General features: G+C 63.8%; 21 protein-coding genes and 1 tRNA gene. 7 read left to right on the plus strand and 15 right to left on the minus strand.

Translation table 11 applies throughout. The features are described from left to right. Positions 1-36: 36 nt before the first annotated feature. The gene (locus ACG0Z6_RS08695) at positions 37-2874 is read right to left on the minus strand and encodes a TonB-dependent receptor plug domain-containing protein (RefSeq protein ID WP_394460445.1); all 2838 of its coding nucleotides are present in this window, start codon (positions 2872-2874) and stop codon (positions 37-39) included. Between the two features lie 255 nt (positions 2875-3129). Between ACG0Z6_RS08695 and ACG0Z6_RS08700 the strand changes: the two genes are divergently transcribed. The 3 genes from ACG0Z6_RS08700 (at position 3130) to ACG0Z6_RS08710 (ending at position 5277) form a co-directional block, all read left to right on the plus strand. Further along, on the plus strand, positions 3130-4029 hold the full coding sequence (locus tag ACG0Z6_RS08700; RefSeq protein WP_394460447.1) for an N-acetylmuramic acid 6-phosphate etherase: 900 nt from the start codon (positions 3130-3132) through the stop codon (positions 4027-4029). Between the two features lie 94 nt (positions 4030-4123). Beyond that, entirely contained in the window at positions 4124-4624 is a 501-nt protein-coding gene (locus ACG0Z6_RS08705; RefSeq protein WP_394460449.1) for a hypothetical protein, read from the plus strand. Positions 4625-4659: 35 nt separating this feature from the next. Further along, positions 4660-5277: a DNA-3-methyladenine glycosylase I gene (locus ACG0Z6_RS08710; protein ID WP_394460451.1), complete on the plus strand. Its 618-nt coding sequence runs from the start codon at positions 4660-4662 to the stop codon at positions 5275-5277. Between the two features lie 70 nt (positions 5278-5347). On the opposite strand, the gene ACG0Z6_RS08715 is transcribed toward ACG0Z6_RS08710, so the two are convergent. The 9 genes from ACG0Z6_RS08715 to ACG0Z6_RS08755 form a co-directional block, all read right to left on the minus strand. Further along, positions 5348-6169 carry an NHL repeat-containing protein gene (locus tag ACG0Z6_RS08715; protein ID WP_394460453.1) on the minus strand — a complete coding sequence of 274 codons (822 nt, stop codon included), beginning with the start codon at positions 6167-6169 and terminating at the stop codon, positions 5348-5350. Continuing rightward, positions 6166-6903: an HAD family hydrolase gene (locus ACG0Z6_RS08720; RefSeq protein ID WP_394460454.1), complete on the minus strand. Its 738-nt coding sequence runs from the start codon at positions 6901-6903 to the stop codon at positions 6166-6168. The genes ACG0Z6_RS08715 and ACG0Z6_RS08720 overlap by 4 nt, the downstream gene beginning before the upstream one ends. A 37-nt stretch (positions 6904-6940) precedes the next feature. Continuing rightward, complete coding sequence (locus tag ACG0Z6_RS08725) at positions 6941-7162, minus strand: tautomerase family protein (protein ID WP_394460456.1); 222 nt, start codon at positions 7160-7162, stop codon at positions 6941-6943. Beyond that, positions 7126-8022, minus strand: a complete 897-nt coding sequence (locus ACG0Z6_RS08730) for a hypothetical protein (RefSeq protein ID WP_394460459.1) — start codon at positions 8020-8022, stop codon at positions 7126-7128. Before ACG0Z6_RS08730 ends, ACG0Z6_RS08725 begins: the two co-directional genes overlap by 37 nt. A 23-nt stretch (positions 8023-8045) precedes the next feature. After that, on the minus strand, positions 8046-8855 hold the full coding sequence (locus tag ACG0Z6_RS08735; protein WP_394460461.1) for an AfsA-related hotdog domain-containing protein: 810 nt from the start codon (positions 8853-8855) through the stop codon (positions 8046-8048). Positions 8856-8985: 130 nt separating this feature from the next. Further along, positions 8986-10185, minus strand: coding sequence for an MFS transporter (locus ACG0Z6_RS08740; RefSeq protein WP_394460463.1), 1200 nt, complete (start codon positions 10183-10185; stop codon positions 8986-8988). A gap of 9 nt (positions 10186-10194) precedes the next feature. After that, positions 10195-11001, minus strand: coding sequence for an SDR family oxidoreductase (locus tag ACG0Z6_RS08745; protein WP_394460465.1), 807 nt, complete (start codon positions 10999-11001; stop codon positions 10195-10197). A 10-nt stretch (positions 11002-11011) separates the two neighbouring features. Next, a complete protein-coding gene (locus tag ACG0Z6_RS08750) occupies positions 11012-11638 on the minus strand; it encodes a hypothetical protein (RefSeq protein ID WP_394460467.1) in 627 nt (208 codons plus the stop codon). 84 nt (positions 11639-11722) lie between these two features. Further along, positions 11723-12571, minus strand: a complete 849-nt coding sequence (locus tag ACG0Z6_RS08755; protein WP_394460469.1) for a carboxymuconolactone decarboxylase family protein — start codon at positions 12569-12571, stop codon at positions 11723-11725. A gap of 90 nt (positions 12572-12661) precedes the next feature. On the opposite strand from ACG0Z6_RS08755, the gene ACG0Z6_RS08760 reads away from it, so the two are divergent. Next, positions 12662-13564, plus strand: coding sequence for a LysR family transcriptional regulator (locus ACG0Z6_RS08760; RefSeq protein ID WP_394460471.1), 903 nt, complete (start codon positions 12662-12664; stop codon positions 13562-13564). 294 nt (positions 13565-13858) lie between these two features. On the opposite strand, the gene ACG0Z6_RS08765 is transcribed toward ACG0Z6_RS08760, so the two are convergent. The 3 genes from ACG0Z6_RS08765 to ACG0Z6_RS08775 form a co-directional block, all read right to left on the minus strand. Next, a tRNA-Val gene (locus tag ACG0Z6_RS08765) sits at positions 13859-13935 on the minus strand. 69 nt (positions 13936-14004) lie between these two features. Beyond that, positions 14005-16278 carry a RelA/SpoT family protein gene (locus tag ACG0Z6_RS08770; RefSeq protein WP_394460473.1) on the minus strand — a complete coding sequence of 758 codons (2274 nt, stop codon included), beginning with the start codon at positions 16276-16278 and terminating at the stop codon, positions 14005-14007. Between the two features lie 46 nt (positions 16279-16324). Beyond that, positions 16325-17182: an alpha/beta fold hydrolase gene (locus tag ACG0Z6_RS08775; protein ID WP_394460475.1), complete on the minus strand. Its 858-nt coding sequence runs from the start codon at positions 17180-17182 to the stop codon at positions 16325-16327. 49 nt (positions 17183-17231) lie between these two features. Here ACG0Z6_RS08775 and ACG0Z6_RS08780 point away from each other — a divergent pair, with 49 nt between their 5' ends. Next, complete coding sequence (locus tag ACG0Z6_RS08780; protein WP_394460477.1) at positions 17232-18014, plus strand: 3-hydroxybutyrate dehydrogenase; 783 nt, start codon at positions 17232-17234, stop codon at positions 18012-18014. A 25-nt stretch (positions 18015-18039) separates the two neighbouring features. Here the strand turns inward: ACG0Z6_RS08780 and ACG0Z6_RS08785 are convergent, their stop codons facing one another. Further along, positions 18040-18753 (minus strand): SIMPL domain-containing protein, encoded by a 714-nt coding sequence (locus ACG0Z6_RS08785; protein ID WP_394460479.1) that lies wholly within the window; start codon positions 18751-18753, stop codon positions 18040-18042. Positions 18754-18974: 221 nt separating this feature from the next. Here ACG0Z6_RS08785 and ompR point away from each other — a divergent pair, with 221 nt between their 5' ends. Together ompR and ACG0Z6_RS08795 are read left to right on the plus strand one after the other, a co-directional pair. After that, on the plus strand, positions 18975-19685 hold the full coding sequence (gene ompR, locus ACG0Z6_RS08790) for an osmolarity response regulator transcription factor OmpR (protein WP_394460481.1): 711 nt from the start codon (positions 18975-18977) through the stop codon (positions 19683-19685). 55 nt (positions 19686-19740) lie between these two features. Further along, a complete protein-coding gene (locus ACG0Z6_RS08795) occupies positions 19741-21048 on the plus strand; it encodes an ATP-binding protein (protein ID WP_394460483.1) in 1308 nt (435 codons plus the stop codon). A 19-nt stretch (positions 21049-21067) separates the two neighbouring features. Here the strand turns inward: ACG0Z6_RS08795 and ispF are convergent, their stop codons facing one another. Then, a complete protein-coding gene (gene ispF, locus ACG0Z6_RS08800; RefSeq protein ID WP_394460485.1) occupies positions 21068-21556 on the minus strand; it encodes a 2-C-methyl-D-erythritol 2,4-cyclodiphosphate synthase in 489 nt (162 codons plus the stop codon). Positions 21557-21563 lie beyond the last annotated feature (7 nt).

Raw genomic sequence — 21563 nt, forward strand, 5'->3', positions numbered from 1 at the left:
GTGCCAGCGGCGGCGGGCGATGCCGCCGCGGCTCACTCAGCGCAGCGTGTAGCGCAGGCGCAGCGTGAAGGCTCGCCCGCGTGGGTCGGCCACACGCGGGTCCCAGGAGCTGCCCGCGCCCAGATCGGCGTCGTAATAGGCGCTGAAGGGTGGGTCTTGGTTGAAGAGGTTCTTCACCCCGGCCGTGACTTCCAGCTGCTTGAAGCCACGATAGGACAGCGAGAGGTCGTGCAGCACATAGGGCTTGACCTTGGCCTGCCAGTCCGGCGGCGTGACGCTGCCATTGGCCACGCCGGGCAGCACCGCATCGGTGTAGCCACCGCTGTAGCGCTGGGTGAGCGAGCCGCTCCAATCGCCCTGGCTGTAGCTGAAGCTGATGTTGTGCTTCCAGCGGATGCCGGGGTCGTCGTAGCGGTTGAACTTGGCCAGCTCGCTGGGGCCATAGGGCTGGGTGTTGAGCAGGCGCGACTGCTTGCTCAGCAAATAGCTGCCGTTGAAGCTGAGCAGCCAACGCCCCTGCCCCAGCTGGCCCTGGCCTTGCGCTTCGAGCTCCAGCCCGCTGGACCTGGCACCGCCAGCGTTGAACCAGCGCCGGTCAATGGCTGTGAGGTTGCCTGCAGCGTCGCGCACAAAGCGCTCGCCAAACAGCGCGTAGTTCTGCATCAGCTCAGCCAGGCCCGGCGCGCGGATGGCGTCCTCGCGCTCGATATGCCACCAGTCCAGGCTCAGCCGGTAGTCGCGCAGCGGCGCCACGGCAAAACCCACGGACTTGACCACGGCCTTCTCCGGCCCCAGGGCCCGGTTGCCCCCGTCGATGACGTTGGGCGTCACCACCGCGCAGCTGGGGTTGCTGCTGCTGACCACCAGGCTCGGGCACTTGGCGGGGTCCACCAGGTCTTTGCCGTCATAGGGCAGCACGGTCTGGCCGTTCAAAGCCTGGTTGAAGGTGGGCACGCGAAACCCGGTGCTGTAGCTGGCGCGCATGAGCAGCGACTCCAGCGGCGTGAAGCGCAGCGAAACCTTGGGGTTGGTGCTGCGGCCAAAGCCGGTGTAGTCGTCGCTGCGCAGCGCGGCGTTCAGTTCCAGGGTTTTGCTCAGCGGCATGAGCAGCTCGGCGAAGACAGCGCGCACATCGCGGCGGATGCCGTTGACGGTGTTGCTGGCGTCAAAAGGCGCGGCAATCACCACGCCACCGGGCGCGCCGGCCTGGGCGGTGAAGCGGAAGGTCTCGCGCCGCACATCGAGCCCCACGGCCATTTGCGCCGCGCCACCGGGCAGCGCAAAGAGCGGGCCGCTGGCGGTGAAGTCCGCCTGACTGAGCGTGAACTTGCCGCCGTAGAGCGACTGGCCGCGCGCGCTGATGGCCTCCAGCGCCGACAGCTCCTCAGCACTGGTTGGGGTGCCGGGCTTGCGAAAGGGGTTGACGCTGCCTGCGGCCAGGGCGGCAATCATGCCGTCGCGGTAGAAGTAGCCGCCGCCCAGCACCGAGGCGTCCTCGCTGCTGGCCCAGGACAGGCCGGTGCGGTAGTCCCAGCTGCCGCCCAAGGGGCCGTCGGCACCGACGAAAAAGCGATTGGACTGGGTGCTGGTGTCAATCTCGCGCGGGCCGCAAGACATGCAGCGCCAGCGAAACGCAATGGGCTTGCCGCGGTTGGCCTCGATGCTGGGGAACACCGCCACCAAGGCGTTGAACACCTCGTTGTAGCTGGCGCCCGTGGCGGGGTAGAGGTAGCGCGCGCTGGTGCTGGAGATGAGCTGAACTTCTGAGAAAGACTTGCTGGAATCGACCCGCGCGCCCACGTACTCCGCCGCGAGCTGGTGGGCGCCCAGCTGCAGCGTGCCGCGCACGATGGCGCTGGTGTTCTCAATGGGCTGCTGCAGCGTGGCCGACACGCCGGTGTCCCAGGCGCAGCCCAGCGCGCTGGCCGGGCTGGCCCAGAGCTTGGCGTCGTAAGGCGCCGAATTGAGCATGCTGGCGCAGCCTGCGGCACCGGGCAAGGCCAGCACGTTCACGCCGTTGTAGCGCTGGGCATCGCCCGGGCGCAGCACGCCAGCACTGTTGGGGCTGAAGATGGTGTCCATGCCCGCACGCGCAAACACCGTGGCCACGGGCGTGCCGCGTGTGTCCACGCTCAGGCCGCGATGGCTTTGGAAGGTGTTGACGAAATCGCGCTGCTGGCCCGTCAGCGCTTTGTTCTCGGTGCGCGCCAGGGCGAACATGAGGTTGTAGCCGTCGCGCTCCAGGCTGCCCACGCCGCCGCTGAGTTTGGCGCTGTAGATCTCGCCGCCGGACTTTTGCGGCAGGTCCACAAAGGCCTCGGCCTGCAGGCCGCTGAGGTCTTTGCGCGTGATGAAGTTGATGACCCCGCCAATGGCGTCGGTGCCGTAAATGGCCGAGGCACCGTCTTTGAGCACCTCCACGCGCTCAATGGCGCTCATGGGAATGGTGTTGAGGTTCACCGCCGTGCCATTGAGCCCGTGAGAAGCCATGCGCCGGCCATTGAGCAGCACCAGCGTGTTGCGCGAACCCTGGCCGCGCAAGTTGGCGAAGCTCGCACCGTTGTTGCCGCGCTGGTCGCCCGCCACCACGTCGGACTGCGCCGCGGCGTTGTCCATGCCATTGCCGCTGCTGGTGAGCTGGCCCACCAGCTGCTCGGCCGTGGCCAGCCCAGCGCGCTCGATGTCGCGCCGGTTGATCACCTGCACCGGCAAGGCGCCCTCGTCGCGGAGTCGCTTGATGCTCGATCCGGTGACCGTGACTTTGTCCAGCACGGGCGCGGGGGTGGACTCCTGGGCCTGTGCATCGAGGTGTACGCCCAGGTGCGCGCCCAGGCCAAGAAAGAACAAGCTGTGCGCAATACGGATCAGCTTCAAAAGAAACTCCTTCGCCAATAGGGCCTAGGGGGGTGAACTGTTGTGGGGGGGGTCGAGCTGGCGCTCCATGATGTGCAGCCAGCGGCCCCGCCGTCATCGGGGTATCGCCCACTGGGCGCGACGGCCTATCGCTGGTTTATAACCCCAGGGCTGGTTGGCAACGGGTGCTGTTGCACCCCGCTGCGGCGCCTACGCCCAGGCTCTGGGTGCAGGTGCCTCGGACCACCCGTCACCGCTTGCAGCTGGAGTCACCCCGTGCTCAACACCGAACGCCCTCACCCCCTGCACGCCGAGCTGGACCTCTACAACACCCAGCAGCTCTTGAGCGCGCTGGTGGAGGACCACCACCACGCGGTGGAGGCCGTGCGCCGTGCCCTGCCCGCGCTGGAGCAGGCCGTGGAAGCCGCGTGGCCGCGTCTGCGCGACGGCGGACGGCTGCTCTACGTGGGGGCGGGCAGCTCGGGCCGCCTGGCGGTGCTCGACAGCGTGGAGCTGCCGCCCACCTTTTCCTGGCCGCCCGAACGCGCCTGCGCGGTATTGGCCGGTGGGCCAGGCGCCATGTTCCAAGCCGTGGAAGGCGCTGAAGACCAGCCCAGCCGCGGCAGCGCTGACATCGCCGCGCTGCAGCCCGGCCCCGCGGACGTGGTGCTGGCCCTGGCCGCCTCGGGCAGCACACCCTATGTGCTGGGGGCCCTGCAGCAAGCCCGCCAGGCCGGTGCGCTGAGCATTGGCTTTGCCAACAACCCCGACGCCCCCGTGCTGCGCGGTGCCGACATCGCCGTGCTGCTAGACACCGGGCCCGAGGTCATCTCCGGCAGCACGCGGCTCAAAGCTGGCACGGCGCAAAAAATAGCGCTCAACAGCTTCAGCAGCGCCGTGATGGTGCGCCTGGGCAAGGTCTACGGCAACCTCATGGTGGACCTCAAAGCCAGCAACACCAAGCTGCTGCAACGCACCCTGGCCCTGACCCTTCGCGCCAGCGGCGCCAGTGAAGCCCAAGCCCTGCAGGCGCTTGAAGCCTGCGGCTTTCGGGTCAAGACCGCCATCGTCATGCTGCGCCTGGGTTGCAGCGCCAGCCAGGCCGAACTGCGGCTGCAAGCCTGCCAGGGCCAGGTGCGCCTGGCCCTGGCTCACGACGGCGCTGCCCCGTCCTGAGGCCCCCGCCCCTCAACTGAGGCATGCATAGAGCAGCCCAAAGTCAATAAACGATATATATTGTTTATACCGTTTCAATTCTTAAAGGCACGCCATGTCCAAAGCCAAAAACACACCAGCCGACAGCAGCAAGGTCAAGCTGGTCCGCGACAGCTTCACCATGCCCAAGGATGAATACGCCAAGATCGACGCCCTCAAGCAGCGCGCCGCAGCCAAAGCACGCGTGGTCAAGAAAAGCGAGATCCTGCGCGCTGGTGTGGCCTTGCTGGACAAACTCAGCGACACCCAGCTGCTGGCCGCGCTGAGCGCCGTGCCCAGCCTCAAAACCGGGCGCCCCAAGCTGGCTGAGGCCAAGAAGGCGGCTGATAAAGCGCCGGCCAAAACACCCACCAAAGCACCTGCAAAGAAGGCTGCGGTTCAAAAGGCCGCTCCCAAGAAAACTGCCAAGGCTCTGACGCCGCCCAAAGCAGCCGTCAAGGCCGTGGCCAAGGCGGCCACAAAACCCGCCACCGGGCTGAGCGCCAAAGCACGTGTCGCATCAACCGCAGCCACAGCCTCCAAGCGCTCCGCGACCCCTGCGTCAACGGCCAAGTAACGCGTCCCCAGTGCCAGTCCTCTAGCCTCTCGCCCATGACCGATCTACCCAAGCTCTACAGCGGCCCCGACGGCCAAGCGCGCTGCCACTGGTGCGGCGCCGCGCCTGAGTTTTTGCACTACCACGACACCGAATGGGGCTTCCCCGTGGCCGACGACTTCCGGCTCTTCGAGAAGATCTGCCTGGAGGGCTTTCAGTCCGGGCTGAGCTGGCGCACCATACTGGCCAAGCGCGAGAACTTCCGCGCCGCGTTTGTGGGCTTTGACTTCCACCGCATTGCCCAGTTCACGGCGCAGGATGTGCAGCGGCTGCTGCAAGACGCGGGCATCGTGCGCCACCGCGGCAAGATCGAAGCCGTCATTCACAACGCCCGCCAAGCCTGCACGCTGGCGCAGCAAGAGGGCTCGCTGGCGGCCTATTTCTGGCGCTTCGAACCCCAGCCCGACAGTCTGGCCGCCCCGCAGAGCGCATCCACCTCGCCAGACTCTGTGGCGCTGTCCAAAGCGCTCAAAAAGCTGGGGTGGAAGTTTGTCGGCCCCACCACGGTGTACGCCTTCATGCAAGCCATGGGCCTCATCAACGACCATGCCCAAGGCTGTGTCGTGCGCAGCCAAGTGGCTGCCAGCAGGAAGAAGTTTTCGGTGCCGTGCTAGACCAGGGATCGGTACTGCAGACCCCAAGGCGGCCCCCAACAGAGCTTTCGTGCACTGGAAAGGCGAAAATCTATCCGCCGCCAACGCTCATCTCAGACGCGGAATTGGAACCCCAATCCGCGACCAAAGCCGTACGGCGGTCGGCCGAGAGCACCAGCCCAACGGGACTTCTGAAGCCACTGGCGACTATCCTGGTGCGCCCGTCGCGGTAGACCTGCTTGACATCGGTACCGCCGTAGTCCACGACAAATACAGACTCCGTGTCCGCGACCGCGATGCCTGGGCCAGGCTGAAGGAAATCTCTCGACACAGTGCGCGCACGTCCATCGACCCCGGCATACGCCACGCCACCGTTGATGTTTGATACAAAGTACCCGCCTTCCGGCATCTGTACCGCCCCGACCGGGGTTTGCAGGTCGCCTTCGACGGCGACGGACAGTTGGCCTGCCATGTCTGCAGCAAGGATCTGATTGGTGCGACGGTTTGCGATCAGCAGCCGCCCTTGCCTATCCAGCGAAAGCCCAGCAGGTGTCGCCAGCCCTCGAACGAACACTTCGGGCTTTCCTGCCATCGAAATCTTCCAGACCAGGTCACCGCTGTACGACGCAACGAAGATGTCGCCGTTGACTGCAAGCGCCAGGCCCGAAGGCCCTTCAAGCCCTGCCGCAATGGTGGTGACTTGCCCACCCCGGTCGACTCTGACGACTGTCCCCGCGCCCCAATTCGCAACCAGCAAACGACCTTCCGGATCGAGCGCCATGCCGACAGGGGATGACAAGCCCTTTGCGACAACGCGACCGCGCCGCCAGCGCTGTCCAGCAAACGATGAAGCGTCATGAGCCACGGCGGGAAGCGTCGCAACGCTGAGCAACAGCTTTCTGCGGTCCATCATGTCGCCTCGCCCACAAGAGCGCCGAGGCCCTCGCGAATCATCAATGGATCGTCGGACGCGCAGATGTGCAGGCATTTCCAGCCACGGGCCCTCGCTGTTGAACTCAAGGCACTGTCGCCAATGACGGCCACAGGACGGCCGACCGCTTCCAGCATGGGAACGTCTGAGATGTCGTCGCCGAATGCCCAGCAGTCTGTTGGCAATGTTGAGCGCTCGGCCAGGAACTCGCTGATGGCCAACGCTTTGCCTTCGCCGATGGTCTGCGGCGCACGGAATCGTCCCGTGTATGTCTTGCCGTCATGCAACAGCCGGGTTGCGAGCATGTGAGAGACGCCCAAGTGGTCGGCGATCGGGGAAAGCACCTCGATGAAGGAGCCCGAGACAAACACGGGTTCAACACCTTTGGCTCGCAGCGCTTCTAGTTCATCGATCACATCCGTCACGAATATCCTGGGGTCGGCGACAACGGTGCGTGCCCACGCCTGCGCGCATCGCTCAACCTCTTCGACGGAGCGACCGGAGAAGAACTCGTAGTAGCGACGGTTGATCAGTTCCCTTTGCTCGCCGCTCTCGACGAGCGCGCGCATGATGGCCGTCACGTCTTCGTACTCCTCGACGCGAGCATCACTATCGAGTCCGATCCATCGTTGGTACCAGAAATCATGGAAGCTGAACATGCTTTTCAGGCGGAGAAGGGTGCCATCGACATCGAAGAAGGCATATGAGTTGGTCATGGTGAGCTCCCTTGTGGGTTGTGGGCCCTGACTGGGGTCAGGCATTGCTGCGTCGGCGGCTCAGTTCAGGGAAGTCGGGGTTCGAACCGAGCACCCCGCCTTCGCCCCAGCGATTCCTCGGAATCTCATTGATGACCACGACGATTTTGTCCAAGGGCGCACCTGCCACCTCATGAACAGCCCGGGTCAGCCCCTCGATCAGGGCTTGGCACTTTTCGTCACTCAGCGTCGGCCAAGTGGTGACAGAAATGAACGGCATGTGTATTCCTTCCGGTCAAGAAATCGTTTCAAACTCAGAGAAGCTGGGGGACGGCAGCTTGAGTTGGGCGTGAATGTCGCCGCCAAGTCCGAACCATCCAATGGCCCCCCCCGGCTCATCTGGTAGCTCATCCACAGCACCACGACATTGACGATCCGGTTGGCGCGATGGCTGCCCGCCGACGGGAAAGGATTGGGCAGGACGGCCCGGTAGCAAGCCCCTCCGTGTTCGTCTGCGACAAAGGCGTTGGGAACACCAAGCGGCCCGGGGCGGGTTGGGCCGCCTGGGTCAAGGTCGCGCTGCCGCAGCGACATGACGGTGTACAGGCTGTCAGGGATCAAGCCACTGAACTCGAAGTGGAACTGCGCGGAGCGACGGTCATCGGCCACCTGCACCTCCAGTTGGCCGCGAGCTTTGCACCATTGACCCAGGGTGATGGGTTGCGTGACCTTCGGTCCATCTTGGGCACGCAGATCAGGTATCGGCACCTCGTGGAAGGCGTAGCTCGGCCGTCTCACTTGGTTCGCCTCGGCACACTGTTCCGGGGCAAACACCATCGGGTAGTTGTTGCACGGCAGCGGGAGCGGCAACGTATGCAGCACCAGCCCTTCGTCGTCTGGGGACAGTTGCTCCGGAAGTTCGCGGACGATGTCATAGGGCAGGTTTCCGCCAAAGGCAGGTAACGGACTGCTCGCCGAGACGATCGCACGCGACCACTCCGAAACCACGCCACCGTCGGCGCCGCGCCGATTGATTCGACCAATGACGATGAAGTTGCCGTGCCGATCCATGACTTCGCTTGGCGGGTAGGTCGGCCCTTGAGTGGTGAGGCTGAGGTCGTAGAGCGCTGCGCTTGTCATATCGACTCCCCTGCTGCTGCGACTCAGGCCGCTACGAGCTGAGGAGCGCTCTTCTGAGCCGAAGCAATCGCCTGCGTGGCGAACACGCTCAACTGCGGTTGCCGCTCCCTGTCCAACAAGCTGACTGCCTGTTGCTGTTCCTTTGCCTCAATCTTGCTTGCGTAGAACGCCGTGAATCCGAACGCAACCTCGGTGACACATGCCCCTCCTTGCAGCACCGACACGACGGTGTCGAAGCGCATGCGCGCGGGATTCTGAATGTCCTTGGACACGATCTGGTAGCGCAAGGTCGCATCAACCGGGAACACAAAGCCCTTGAACTTGACATCGAGGCTGTTGATGACGAAGTAGTAGCGGTCGTGTGCCGCTTGCCCGATGAAGTACTCCTCCGTCACGGCAAGGAAGAGCTGCCGAGCCGCCTCGATGAGAATCATGCCCTGGATGTGTTGGCCGGTCTGGTGATCGGCCATCAACTCGGATCGCTCGTTGAGCAGGAGCAGCGCCTCGAAGTTGTGCTCGTCAACACGGGTCGGGTGCGAAATGATGACGTTCTGAATTCGGTGCTTGTGCGTTTGCAGCCGACTGGCACGGGCGCTGCGACGCAGCGCTGAGCCGATGTCGATGTCTCGGGCAGAAAGCGCCCAGCGTGCCTGATCGTGAATGGCCTGAAGTTCCGCCTCACGCACACCTTGACCGGCCACAATGCGACAGCCGGTAGGAAGACTGTCGAAGGTGCTGGAACGCGCCATCTCGGCGAACTCGCCGATCGTGATCACGCCGTCGTTGCGACTGAACTCACGAAACTTGTTGCCGACGATGAAGACCGTTTTCATGTGAACACTCCGATTCAAGTTGGAAGGTGAACTGAGTGCCTCGGCCAATTCGGCTCCGGCTCGACTGTCTCCTCGCCACACCCTTGTTGGGCGTCTGTTGGCGGTTCTCTTCTTGTGGTGTCATGTCGCCTCATGCCGGCTGAGCAATGTTGCGTCGACTGATGTAGGCATCGCTGCAGAGCAGAAGACCGCTCAGGATCGTTGTCATTGCACAGATCGCCGTGATGGCGGGCCAACCGCCGTTGACCCAGATCGGACCCAGAACAGCGCTTGCCAAGCTTCCGGCTCCGAGGCAAGTGAGCAAGTAGAGCGACGATGCCGCACCCCGACGGGCGGGGTCGACGCGCTGCGCAATCCTGACGAACACAGCCGGCTGGCATGAGAAGACACCCAAGAAGATCAAGAACAGGCCGACCGACACGCCGATGACCGACTGCGCCCATGCGAGGCAGGCGATAGCCCCAAGCACGATGCCGAGACCACCGAGACCGACGGCCAGCGATCCGAAGCGTCCGACCAGCCGCCCGGATGCCGGCGCGCCGACCACGGCGCCAAGTCCCAGCAGGCTGATCGAGCCGATGCCCGCGCTGCCGAAGGAAAACGGCGGTTCATGCAGCCTCAATGTCAGAAACGTGACGACGCCGAGGTAGCCGAAAAACAGAAGAAAACCGGTAGCGAACAAGCGCAGCAGGTCCGGGGCCATCAGCATGCGGGCAGTGCCGGCGTAGATGCTCAGCAGGCCCTGGCGGCTGCTGGGCCCCGCAGCGTCTTCGGGCAGCGCCCTGGTCGTGGCGACCATGACCAGGAGAACACAGGCGCAGGCGAGCCAGGCTCCGCGCAGACCCAAGCCCGCCGTCAGCAGGCCCATGGCCGAGCGCCCCAAGGTGATTCCAACGACCGACGCGGCGATGATCAGCCCAAAGTAGGTGCCGATCTGATCTTTGCGGGCGATCCGTGGCATCAACGCGAACATAGCCGCCGGCACTGCTGCTGCCGACGCGCCCAGTACGGCGCAGGCAAGCAAGAACCCCATGTAGTCGTCGAGCAGCGCTGCTGACGCTGCCGAGGCAGCACCCAATAGCAGACCTAACCCGGCCATGCGGCGCACACCAATGTGATCTGACAACGGGCCAAAGACGAAGAAGGCCAACGCATAGGCGATGCTCGAAATGCTGAATGCGAGGCGCGCGTCGCCAATCGATCGGCCGTATGTCGCGGCGATTTCCGCGAACACGGGCTGAGTCAGGTACACCGATGCAACGGCGATGCAGGTCGTCACGCAGGCAACTGCGACGGTTGCTGTCGGTCGGTTGGAAGCTGGCGTTGTCATGTCGCTCTCCTAGACGGCGGCAGTAGCGCCACCATCGACGCTGATCGCTGCGCCGTTGATGTAGGCCGCATGGGGCGACAAGAGGAAGGCAACGGTATTGGCGACATCGGCAGGTGAGGCGAGCATTCCAAGCGGCACCTTCGCTATGACCTGCTGATTGATCTCGCTCGGTGAGACCCCGAAGCGTGCGGCGAGGTCTCGACAGATCGAGTCCCATAGCGGCGTGGTCGTTGCGCCCGGATTCACCACGTTGACTCGTATCCCGTGCTTCCCAAGGTCGCGCGAGATCGCCTTGGCGAAGCCGGCAAGGGCACAGTTGATCGTGCTGTTGATGGGGAAGAGGGGATCGGGCTCCTGGCTGAACACGCCGTTCACGATCACCATCCGACCGGACTTGGCGCTGATCATGCCTGGAGCAACGGCGCGGGCCAGTCGCACCGTGCCCAGCAGCTTTCCTTGGACGGTCTCTTCCCACATGCCCTCATTGGTTTCGAGCAACGAGGCCACAGGCCCGTCACCGGCCGCCTGCACAAGATCGGTCACCCGGCCGTACCGGTTCAGTACCTCGGCGACTGCCTGCACCACCGAGTCCGGCTCGCTCATGTCCACCACCTGGGTGGAAATCCGATCGCGTTCAGCCACCTTCGTGGACAGGGTGTCGTGGACGCGAGCGAGTTTGGCCACGTCGCGGCCCAACATGACCACGCGCATGCCGTCATCCAGCAGCCGAGCGCAGATCGCACTGCCCATCCCGCCCGTCGCTCCACTGACCAGAGCAACCCGGCCCCGAAGATCATCGTTGATGTGCGACTTCATGTCGGCCTCTTCAAGCGACGGCAATGCGCTGGTAGAGCCGTGTGTACAGCCCACGATCACCGCCGGTGATGAACTGATCGCCGGCTTCGCGGACGATCTGCTGGTAGCGGGGGGAACTGAACACCGCTGTGTAGTCCTCCACTGGTCCCGAGAACCCGGACACGAACATGACGCCAGGCTCGGTGCTGAGCACCGTGTGGTAGGCCAGAAAGACCTCGACTTCGGTTGCGGTCCGGACAACGTCGAAGATCGTCCTCTCGCGCCAAGCACGGTAGTCCGCGTAGCGATCGGGCGGCACTTCGACATGCCGCAGTTGCAGGTAGGCCGTGGCAGGCAGAGCATCCGATGTGTCCTTGGGCGCCTCCACGAAAGTCAGGAGTTGCCGCCGAAAGTCACTGGCAAGGTTCGGGCTCAATTTCTCCCGTGCGAGCGCCCACCAGGACTCAAGGGTCGTGGCGTCGGCCAATGTGTTCAAGGCGCACAGTTCGAGAGCAACCTCACCATCGAGTGACTGGTAGATGGCGCGTTGGGTCACGCTGCTCTTCGGCGGCATCAGCGCGGCCCAAGCATCGACGACCTGCTTCGTTGAGCCAGCTCGCGGCGTCACTTCGGTAATCAACAAGGCTTTCGTGGACATGGCTTTTTCCGTCAAGTACAGAGGTTGCTGAGGTGACTGCAGTTGGGGGCGGCAGTGGTACAGCGGGATCGATGAACTTTGGCGTCACCTGCTGGCGCTTGGCGGCGACGAACCGGCGGCACTCTGCGGTTCGGATTCGCGCTCATCGAGCACTTCCTTGGCCGCAAACATGGCATTGATGGCAGCGGGAAAGCCGGCGTAAGCGGCGACGTGAATCACGGCCTCGATCAACTGTTCGCGTGTGCCGCCGACGTTGAGCAGACCATGCACGTGCACTTTGAGTTGGGGCGTCGCGGTACCCAAAGCGGTCAGAGCACCAACGGTGATCAATTCCCGCTGAAGCAGGTTCATGCCGGGGCGGGTGTAGATGTCGCCGAACCCGAACTCGATGATGAAGCGGCCGAGGTCCGGTGCCACGTCAGCCAGGGCGGCGATGACCTGCTCCCCAGCATGGCCGTCGATGCGGGACAGTGCATTCCAGCCCATGCTGAAGCGCTCGTTCTGCGCTGGACTGGTCTGCGGCGCGGGATCGAACATCAAGCCGCGATCCTTGAACACCTCTTTGGCTGCGAACACGCCGTTCAGCCCCGCCGGAAAGCCCGCATAGACCACCAGATGCATCATCAGCTCGATGATCTCGGCAGCGCTGCAGCCGACATTGAGCGCACCGGCGATGTGAAATTTGAGTTGAGGTCGCGCGTTGCCCAATGCTGCAAGCGCGGCAACGGTGATGAGCTGTCTGTCCTTCAGACTCAGATTTGGGCGTGAATATATTTCGCCGTAGACGAAGCTGACAGCGAGTCGAGCCAGGTCGGGGGCGATCTCCGACATGGCATCGATGATGGACGGCTTGTCGGTTGCCTCGATCCTGCGCAGGCAGTCCAGTCCGCTCAGGTAGGTTGATGCGTTCACGGTCGTGTTGGTGTTGGGCATGGGTGCAACCGTACCGAGGAACCCAGCGCATTCCCATGTCATTTTTTGCTGATACCTTTCGAGCATCAACGAGACGCCAGGGAGGTCGACGTGAGCAACCCACTGAAGTTGAAGCAACTGACGTACTTCATCGCCGTGGCTGAGGAACTGAGCTTTCGGCGAGCGGCCGAGCGACTGTTCATCACCCAACCGCCGCTGAGTCGCCAGATCAAAATGCTCGAAGACAGTCTGGGGGTCTCCTTGTTCGATCGCGATCGGCGGGGCGTGCGACTGACCGAGACCGGTGCACGATTCCTCGTTGACGCGCGAGCCCTCGTCAAGGAATCTGAACAGGTACTGACCCGCTTCAGTTCAGACCAGAACACCCTGCAAACCGAACTCACGCTCGGTATCACGACCGTGATCGATGCGAGCTTGTTCGCGTGGGTCGAGCAGGCCTTCTCCCAGCGGTTTCCTGGCGTTCGCTTGATCGTGAAACGGCAGATTTCGGCGCAATCGATTCGTGACTTGCATCGCGGCCATCTGGACGCGGCAGTGATTGGCCTGCCGTCGCGAGCCGAGGGCTTGACCACCACGCATCTGTTCGACGAGCGGATGGTTGCCTGCATGGCTTCGGATCACCTTGCGGCGAAGAGGCGCCTCGTGTCGATTCGCGAGTTTGCGCAGGACAAATTGTTCTGGTTTGATCGAAAGCTCAACCCGGCCTACCACGATCACTGCCAGAAGGTTTTTGATCGCTTGGGATTCAAGCCGGAACGAATCCCCGAGCCTGCAGACCACCATGTGCTGCTCGGTCTGGTTGCCTCCGGCCAAGGGGTGGCGCTCGTCCCTCAGTCCCTGAAATCGATCACCCGCAAGGGCGTTTCATACACGGAAATTCGAGAGGGAGATCAGCTCAAGATCAGCGTAGGAGCGGCGTATCGTGAAGCCGAACAGTCTGAAAGCGTGCTGGCATTGGTGGCTTTGCTCAAAGAGCGTTCTTCGACCCCTTAAAGGGCCATGCCATTGCGACCCCGGAGGCCTGACAAGGACTATCGAAGACCAACCCGTCGCAGCCATTGCCACGGCGCAAAGAACATCCTGTTGATGAACCATCCCGCGCCAACCCAGAAGGCCGCCAGCACGGCCGCCACCGGCGTCAAGCAAAGAGATCAAGCAATCTTCAACCCGGACTTCCGCCTCGGTGGTACGGCGGGAGGGAGTAGGTCACTTCCCCAGCACATAGAGGCCGGAAATGAAATAACCCGGTAAGTCTTTGAACTTACCGGGTTATTTTCCTACCGTATTTGGTAGGCGCGATTGGATTCGAACCAACGACCCCCACCATGTCAAGGTGGTGCTCTAACCAACTGAGCTACGCGCCTGAAGAGCTTTGCACTATAGCACGTTTTTAGGAGCCACCAAGAAGTTGGGCCAGCCAGGACCCAAAAAGCTCAGCGCCTGCGCGCACTTCGCACACCACGAATCTGGCGCAGTTGCACCAGGGTGCTGGCCACTTTGGCTGCATCGGTCACCTCCAGGGTGATGTCCATCAGCGAGGAGTCGTGGCGAGCAGCCGCGCGCTTGCTGGCGTGGTTACGCACGGCGCTGACATGCAGCTTGTCTTTGGCCAAGAGCTCCAGCACATCGCGCAGCAGCCCGGGGCGGTCTTGCACTTCCAGCACCAGGTCCAGGGGGTACAGGGGCTGCTTGCCAGCAGCCGGCGCTGGGCTTTGCCCCCACTCCACATCGACACGGCGCTGCGGCGAGCCTTCGAGCATGTGGCGCAAATTGCTGCAGTCGTTGCGGTGGATGGCCACGCCTTTGCCGCGCGTGACGTAGCCGGTGATGGCATCAGGCGGCGCGGGGCGGCAGCAGCGCGACAAATGCGTGAGCAGCGCGTCCACCCCCACCACCAGCACACCGCCTTGGCTGCGGTTGGTGCCAGCACTGGCGCGGCTGTGGCGCTGCGCCAGTGCTGCGTCTTCATCCACCTCGGGCTTGGGTGGGCGCAGCAGGGTTTCGATATTGCGCAGCGAGTATTCGTCTTTACCCACCACCTCGAAGAGCGCATCAGCGCCCTTGAAGCCCAGGCGCGAGGCCAGGTCTTCGAGCTTGATGGCGGTTTTGCCTTCGCGTTGCAGCAGCTTTTCCACCAGCTCGCGGCCGCGCGCGCGGGTTTGCTGCTGGGCCTGAGCATTGAACCAGGCCCGCACCTTGGCGCGGCTGCGCGGGCTTTGCATCAAACCCAGCTCGGGATTGAGCCAGTCCAGCGAAGGCCCGCCTTCCTTGGTGGCGATAACTTCCACCGTCTGCCCGTTACGCAGCGGGGTGTTGAGCGGCACCATCACGCCATCGACCTTGGCGCCGCGGCAGCGGTGGCCCAGATCGGTGTGCAGCGCGTAGGCAAAGTCCACCCCGGTGGCACCCGCACACAGCTCCACCACGGCCGACTGCGGGGTGAAGACATAGATGCGCTCATCAAATGCCGGGCCTGCGTCGCCCACGAAATCGCGCTCCCAGGCCAGCAGCTGGCGCAGCACCGATTTGCGCGCCTGGGCCACTTGTTCCTCGAATTCGCCGCTGGCACTCACCCCCGCATAGCCCTTGGCGCCCGCCTCTTTGTAGGCCCAGTGCGCGGCCACGCCGTGCTCGGCGTGCTCGTGCATCTGGCGCGTGCGGATTTGCACCTCCATGGCACGCCCGTCCGCGCACTGCACCACGGTGTGCAAGGACTGGTAGCCATTGGACTTGGGCCGCGCGATGTAGTCGTCGAACTCACCCTCCACCGCAGCGTAGCGCTCGTGCAGGCGCGACAACACGGCATAGCAATCGGCCACATCAGGCACCACGATGCGCAGCGCCCGCAGGTCAAACACGCGCTCCAAGGTCAGCGCCTTGCCCTGCATTTTTTTCCAGATGCTGTAGAGGTGCTTGGGCCGCCCCTGCACCACCCCGGCAATGCCCAGCTCCTGCAGCAGGGCTTGCAGCGCGCTGCATTGCGCCAGCACGGCCTGCTCGCGCTCGGCGCGCTTTTCCTGCAATGCACGCGCCAGCTGGTGGTAGGCCTCGGGCTCGAGGAAGCGAAACGCCAGGTCCTCCAGCTCCCATTTGATTTGCCAAATGCCCAGCCGGTTGGCCAGGGGCGCGAAGATCTGGCGCGACTCCTGGGCCAGGTAGTGCGGGCACGGCTGTTTATTTGCGGCGTGCCAGCGGAGGGTTTGCAGGCGCGAAGCGAGGCGCAGCAGCACCACGCGCAAATCGCGCGAGAACGCCAGCAGCATTTTGCGCACCAGCTCGGTTTGCTCCTGGCGCTGGGCCGTGTGCTGCGGTGCCTCGCGCGTGGCGCGCTGGATTTGCACCAGGCGCCGCGTGTGCATAACCAGGCTGGCGTAGCTCGGGCCAAAGGCCTTGGCCACCACGTCCTCGGGCTTGTTCAGATAGTCGCCTGCGTACACCAAGTAGCAAGCCGCCTGCATCCCAGGCGCAGCGCCAATGCCCGCCAAGATGGCGGCCACACCGTCGGCGTGCGCCAGCGCGCCCTCGCCGGTGTCGAGCAACTCGCCCGCCAGCAGGGGCTGCGCAAAATGGCGCGCGCGCTGCAGCGGGTCTTCCAAGGCCGAGGTTGTCTCGGCCACCGCAGGGGCCGCCGTGGCACTGAGATCCCCCTCCAGCAAGCTGACCCAAGGCGAGGCCTCGGCCACCGCTCCACCCAAAACCGTTTTCATTGAATGCTTTGTCCCTACAGCTCCACCGCGGAGAGTTCAGGCCACCCTACAAAAAATTCTCGACCCAGGCCATTTGCTCGGCATGCACCAAGGTCGGTGCGTGCCCCACATCAGGCAACTCCACCACCTGCGCTTGAGGCCCACGCGAGGCCATGGCTTGCGCGGTTTCAGCGCTGAGCAAATCAGACTGCTGCCCGCGCAGCACCAACACCGGAATGCGCAGTGCATCGTAGGCAGCCCAGAGCTGGGCCTCGCCGGCTTGCACCCATTCGGGAGTCAGCGCAGCCCAGGGTTCGGAGATGCGTGGATCGTAGTGCAGGCGCAAGCCCTGTTGGGCAGGCTTGAACATGGGGCGTGACAAGGCCAGCCATTGCTCTGGCGTGTGCTCACCAAAGCCAGGCGAGATGCTGCGCAAATAGGCCGCGCCTTGCTCCAGCGAGTCAAAACCCGGCGCCTTACCCACATAGGCGCCAATGCGTTGCAAAGAGCTCAGCTCCAGGCGCGGGCCCACGTCGTTGAGCACCAGGCGCTGCACCGGTGAGCCCGGCAATGCCGCCAGCCCCAAGCCGATGAGCCCGCCCATGGAGGTCCCGACCCAGCTCAGCTCACGCGCCTGCAGCCGAGCCAGCAAGGCCACCATGTCGGACACGTACTGCGGCACCTGGTAGAGCATGGGGTTGTCCAGCCAGTCCGACTGCCCGCGCCCCACCACATCCGGGCAGACCACGCGAAAGCGCTGGGCCAGGCGCTGCGCCAGCGTGTCAAAGTCACGGCCCTGCCGCGTCAGACCGTGGGCGCAGACCACCACCTGTGGGTTGTCGGCCTCGCCCCACTCCCAATAGGCCATGCGGTGCAAACCCTGCGGATGCAGGCACTGGACGGTGTTCAGCCGAGGTTCAGTCATTGCGCGTATCCTCTCGAGGTCATCCTAGCAACCACACAGAGGCTAAACGATGTTGAGGGGCAAAACAGCACTGGTCACTGGCTCCACCAGTGGAATAGGTTTGGGAATTGCGCAAGCCTTAGCGCAAGCTGGCGCCAACGTCATGCTCAACGGCTTTGGCGACCACGAAGGCCCAGTGGAGCAAGTGCGCCAAGCCGGCGCCGCGCACGGCGTGCGCGTGGGTTTTCATGGCGCCGACATGAGCCAACCGGCCCAGATTGCCGACTTGCTGCAAGCCACCACCAGCACCCTGGGTGGCTGCGATATTTTGGTGAACAACGCCGGCATCCAGCATGTCTCGCCGGTCGAGGACTTTCCTGCCGAACGCTGGGACGCCATCATCGCCATCAACCTCAGCTCGGCCTTTCACACCACACGCCTGGCGCTGCCGGGCATGAAGGCCCGAGGCTGGGGCCGCATCATCAACCTCGCTTCGGTGCACGGCCTGGTGGCCTCGGCCAACAAGTCGGCCTATGTCGCGGCCAAGCACGGGCTGGTGGGACTGACCAAGGCTGTGGCGCTGGAAAACGCCACCAGCGGCGTGACGGTCAACGCCATCTGCCCCGGCTGGGTGCTGACACCGCTGGTGCAAAAGCAAGTCGATGCGCGTGCCGTGGCTGACGGCGTGGACGGCGCCGAAGCCCAGCGCCGCCTGCTGGCCGAAAAGCAGCCCTCGCTGCAGTTCACCACGCCCGAGCAACTCGGCGCGCTGGCGGTGTTTCTGTGCTCAGACGCCGCGGCCAATGTGCAAGGCCAGGCCTGGAGCCTGGACGGCGGCTGGACCGCCCAGTAAGCGGCCGCAGCCCTCTTGCCCTGACTCAGGGCAAGAGCTGAATCGAGCCCGAGACGCTGGCGCTGACCAGCGTCTTGCCGGCCTCCACCGGCAGCGCCTCCTCGGCCCCCGACATCTTGGCCGAACGCATCATCATCGGCGCGTGATGAACTTGGGGCACATCGCTTTGCACCGACACCTCCACCACCCGGTAGGTCTTGAAGCCAAACTGGCGTGCGAAATCCGCAGCCTTGGCGCGGAACCGCGCAATCGCCTGAGCGGCCACATCACCTTCGATTTGCTCACGGGCCTCGCGCGAGAGCGAAAAGGCCACACGCCCCACCGTCAGGCTTTGGATGCGACCGGCCAGCTGCGAAATGCCCGCCACATCACGGCCATGAACAATCAGCTCGGCCGAACCCGTCCAGCCACTCATTTGCATTCCGGCTTTGGTGTCTGTTCGGTAGACCGGTGTGAGCGAAAAGTTCCCCGTCTGCACCTCGATTTGCCCGGGCTTGGCTACCTTCTTGGCCTGCTCCAGAGCCTGCTCCAGCGCCTGTTTGAGCTTGCCCTGCACCTGAGCCGCATCGGCGCCTTCTCGTGTGGTGCTGAGCGTCAGCTGCATGATGTCGCGCGCCACCTCCGCGCTGGCGTTGGCACTGAGATTGAGCATCTCGCGCCGTTGCTGCTCAGGCGCTTGCGCCATGAGCGATTGACATGCCAGTACAGCCCCAAAGACCGCCAATTGATTCCACTTCACACCCATCTCCTTGTTGAATGGTGTTCGCCCACTGCATGACTACAGTGCCGCAAGGTATCACTTCGCGCCGATTGGGGAAGCGCAAGCCCATCTAAAAGCAGCTTGCACTTGTTACAGAGAGGTAAACATGGGCCTTTCAAGGCGAACAAACCCCTCGAACAGTCGCACAATCCCACCGTCGCAAAACTGTGCAACGCATCACCATGCAAACCGCAAATCGTATGAATCGCATCCTTGTGGTGGATGATGACGCACGCATTCGCGACCTGCTGCGCCGCTATCTCAGCCAAGAGGGCTTTGAAGTACTCCTGGCCGAAGACAGCAAAGCCCTGAACAAACAGCTCACGCGTGAGGCGCTCGATTTGATCGTGCTTGACCTCATGATGCCGGGCGAGGATGGTTTGTCCGTGTGTCGTCGCCTGCGTGCAGCGGGCGACAACACGCCCATCATCATGCTCACGGCCAAGGTCGAAGAGGTGGACCGCATCGTTGGCTTGGAAGTGGGCGCGGACGACTATCTGGCCAAACCCTTCAACCCCCGTGAACTGTTGGCACGCATCAACGCTGTACTGCGCCGCCGCCCCACACCGGAAGCGCCGGGCGCGCCCTCCAAAGAGCCCCAGAGCGTGTCCTTTGGACCTTTTGAATTTGATCTGGCCCTGCGCCGCTTGAGCAAAGCGGGCGAACTCTTACCTCTGACCACGGGCGAGTTCTCCATGCTCAAGGCCCTGGTGCGTCACCCCAGGCAACCCTTGTCGCGTGACAAGCTCGCCATGTTGGCGCGTGGGCGGGAGTTCGAGCCTTTTGATCGCAGCCTCGATGTGCAGATCTCGCGGCTGCGCAAACTGCTGGAGGAAGACCCCACCCAGCCGCGCTACATCCAGACCGTTTGGGGCGTAGGGTATGTATTCGTCCCCGACGAAAGCCAGTAAACCCAGTCCAAGCAAGCCGGTCTCGGGCCGACGAGTAGGCGCACTGCGTCTGCCGTTGAGCCTGTTCTGGCGCACTTTTGCGCTGCTGGCCATGCTGCTGGCGCTGGCCATTGCTGCTTGGCACTACACCTACCAGGCCCTCAGCGCCAAGCCTTTGGCGCAGGCCCAAGCCCTGCGTTTGGCCAGCGTGGTGGAGTTCGCTCATACCGCGCTGGCCGAAACGCCCACTCCCCGGCAAAGCCAGATGTTTGCAGCGCTCAGCAAGCTCGACGCGTTGGGCCTGCGCCCGGCCTACAGCACCGACCGCTGGCGCAGCTACGACCAAGCTCCGTTTGCCGACGCTTTCACGCAGACCATCGCCGCGCGTCTGGGGCCGCAGGTCGTGCTGGCGCGAGAGCTCAACGGCAAACCCGGCCTGTGGGTGCGCTTCTCTGTAGGTGACCAGTACTTCTGGCTGCAGTACTCAGAATCGCCTGAAGAGGAAGGCTTGAGCAGCAACAGCTGGTGGCTGATTGTGTTGACGCTGGTTGCCCTGCTGGCAGCAGCCGCGGCAGCCAACCTCATCAACCACCCGCTGCGCGCGCTGTCCATTGCAGCAGGCCGCATTCGTGAAGGCGAATTCGATTCACGCCTGGATGAAAGCACCATGACCAGCGAGATCCGCGAGGTCAATATGGGCTTCAACCGCATGGCCCGCGAGCTGGCCAAGATGGAGCAAGACCGCAGCGTCATGCTGGCGGGCATCTCTCACGACTTGCGCACCCCGCTGGCGCGGCTGCGTTTGGAAGTCGAGATGAGCGTCAGCGACGAAGTGGCCCAGAAGTACATGGCGCAGGACATCGACCAGCTCGACGCCATCATCAACAAATTCATGGACTATGCGCGCCCCAGCGACATCCAGCTGCAGCCTACGTTGCTGAGCACCCTGGTGCAGCGTGAGGCCCAGGCCCTGCGCAACCACCAGCAAATCCGCGTGCGCATGAGCATCGCACCCGACATCCAAGTCTGGTGCGACCCCACCGAACTCTCACGCGTGCTGCAAAACCTGTTCGAAAACGCGCGCCGCTACGGTCACCACCCAGACGAGCCTGCGCTGGTGGACGTGCGCGCCAAAGTGGTGGGCAAGCGCGTGCACATCGACGTGCGCGACCACGGCCCGGGCGTGCCGCCGGACAAACTCTCCAAGCTCACCACCCCTTTTTATCGGGGCGATACTGCGCGCACCGCCGCCACCGGCGCGGGCCTGGGGCTGGCGATTGTGGAGAAAACCCTGCAGCGCATGGGCGGCCAGCTGGCGCTGGGCAACGCCAACAGCGGCGGTTTCCAAATCACCCTGCAGCTGCGCAAGGTCGAGGAAAGCTGAGTGCCTGAGCCGCGACGGCTCAGAGGCGCACCAGCAGCGCCACAGCGCGGGTTTCGATGGCCCGACCTTCGCCCACCGGCCCCATTTTTTCAGCCGTCTTGGCCTTCACATTGACCTGCTCGTCCGCCAAGCCCAGCACCTGCGCCAAGCGTGCGCGCATGGCTGGAATGTGCGGCGCCATCTTGGGGGCTTGGGCCACGATGGTGCTGTCCACATTCACCAAGGTCCAGCCCTGAGCCTGCACCTTGCGCAGGGCCTGGGCCAGCAGCTGCATGGAGTCCGCGTCTTTAAACTCGGCCGCTGTGTCGGGAAACAGCCCACCGATATCACCCAGCCCCGCCGCGCCCAGCAGCGCGTCGGTGATGGCATGTGCCAGCGCGTCCGCGTCCGAGTGGCCCAGCAGGCCGTGGCTGTGGGCAATCGTGACGCCGCCCAATATCAACGGTCGCCCCTGCACGAGCTGGTGCGTGTCCCAGCCCTCACCCACGCGCAGATTCAATGGATTCATAAACAAC

The organism is Roseateles rivi (genome assembly GCF_043555845.1).
GTDB lineage: Bacteria > Pseudomonadota > Gammaproteobacteria > Burkholderiales > Burkholderiaceae_C > Roseateles > Roseateles rivi.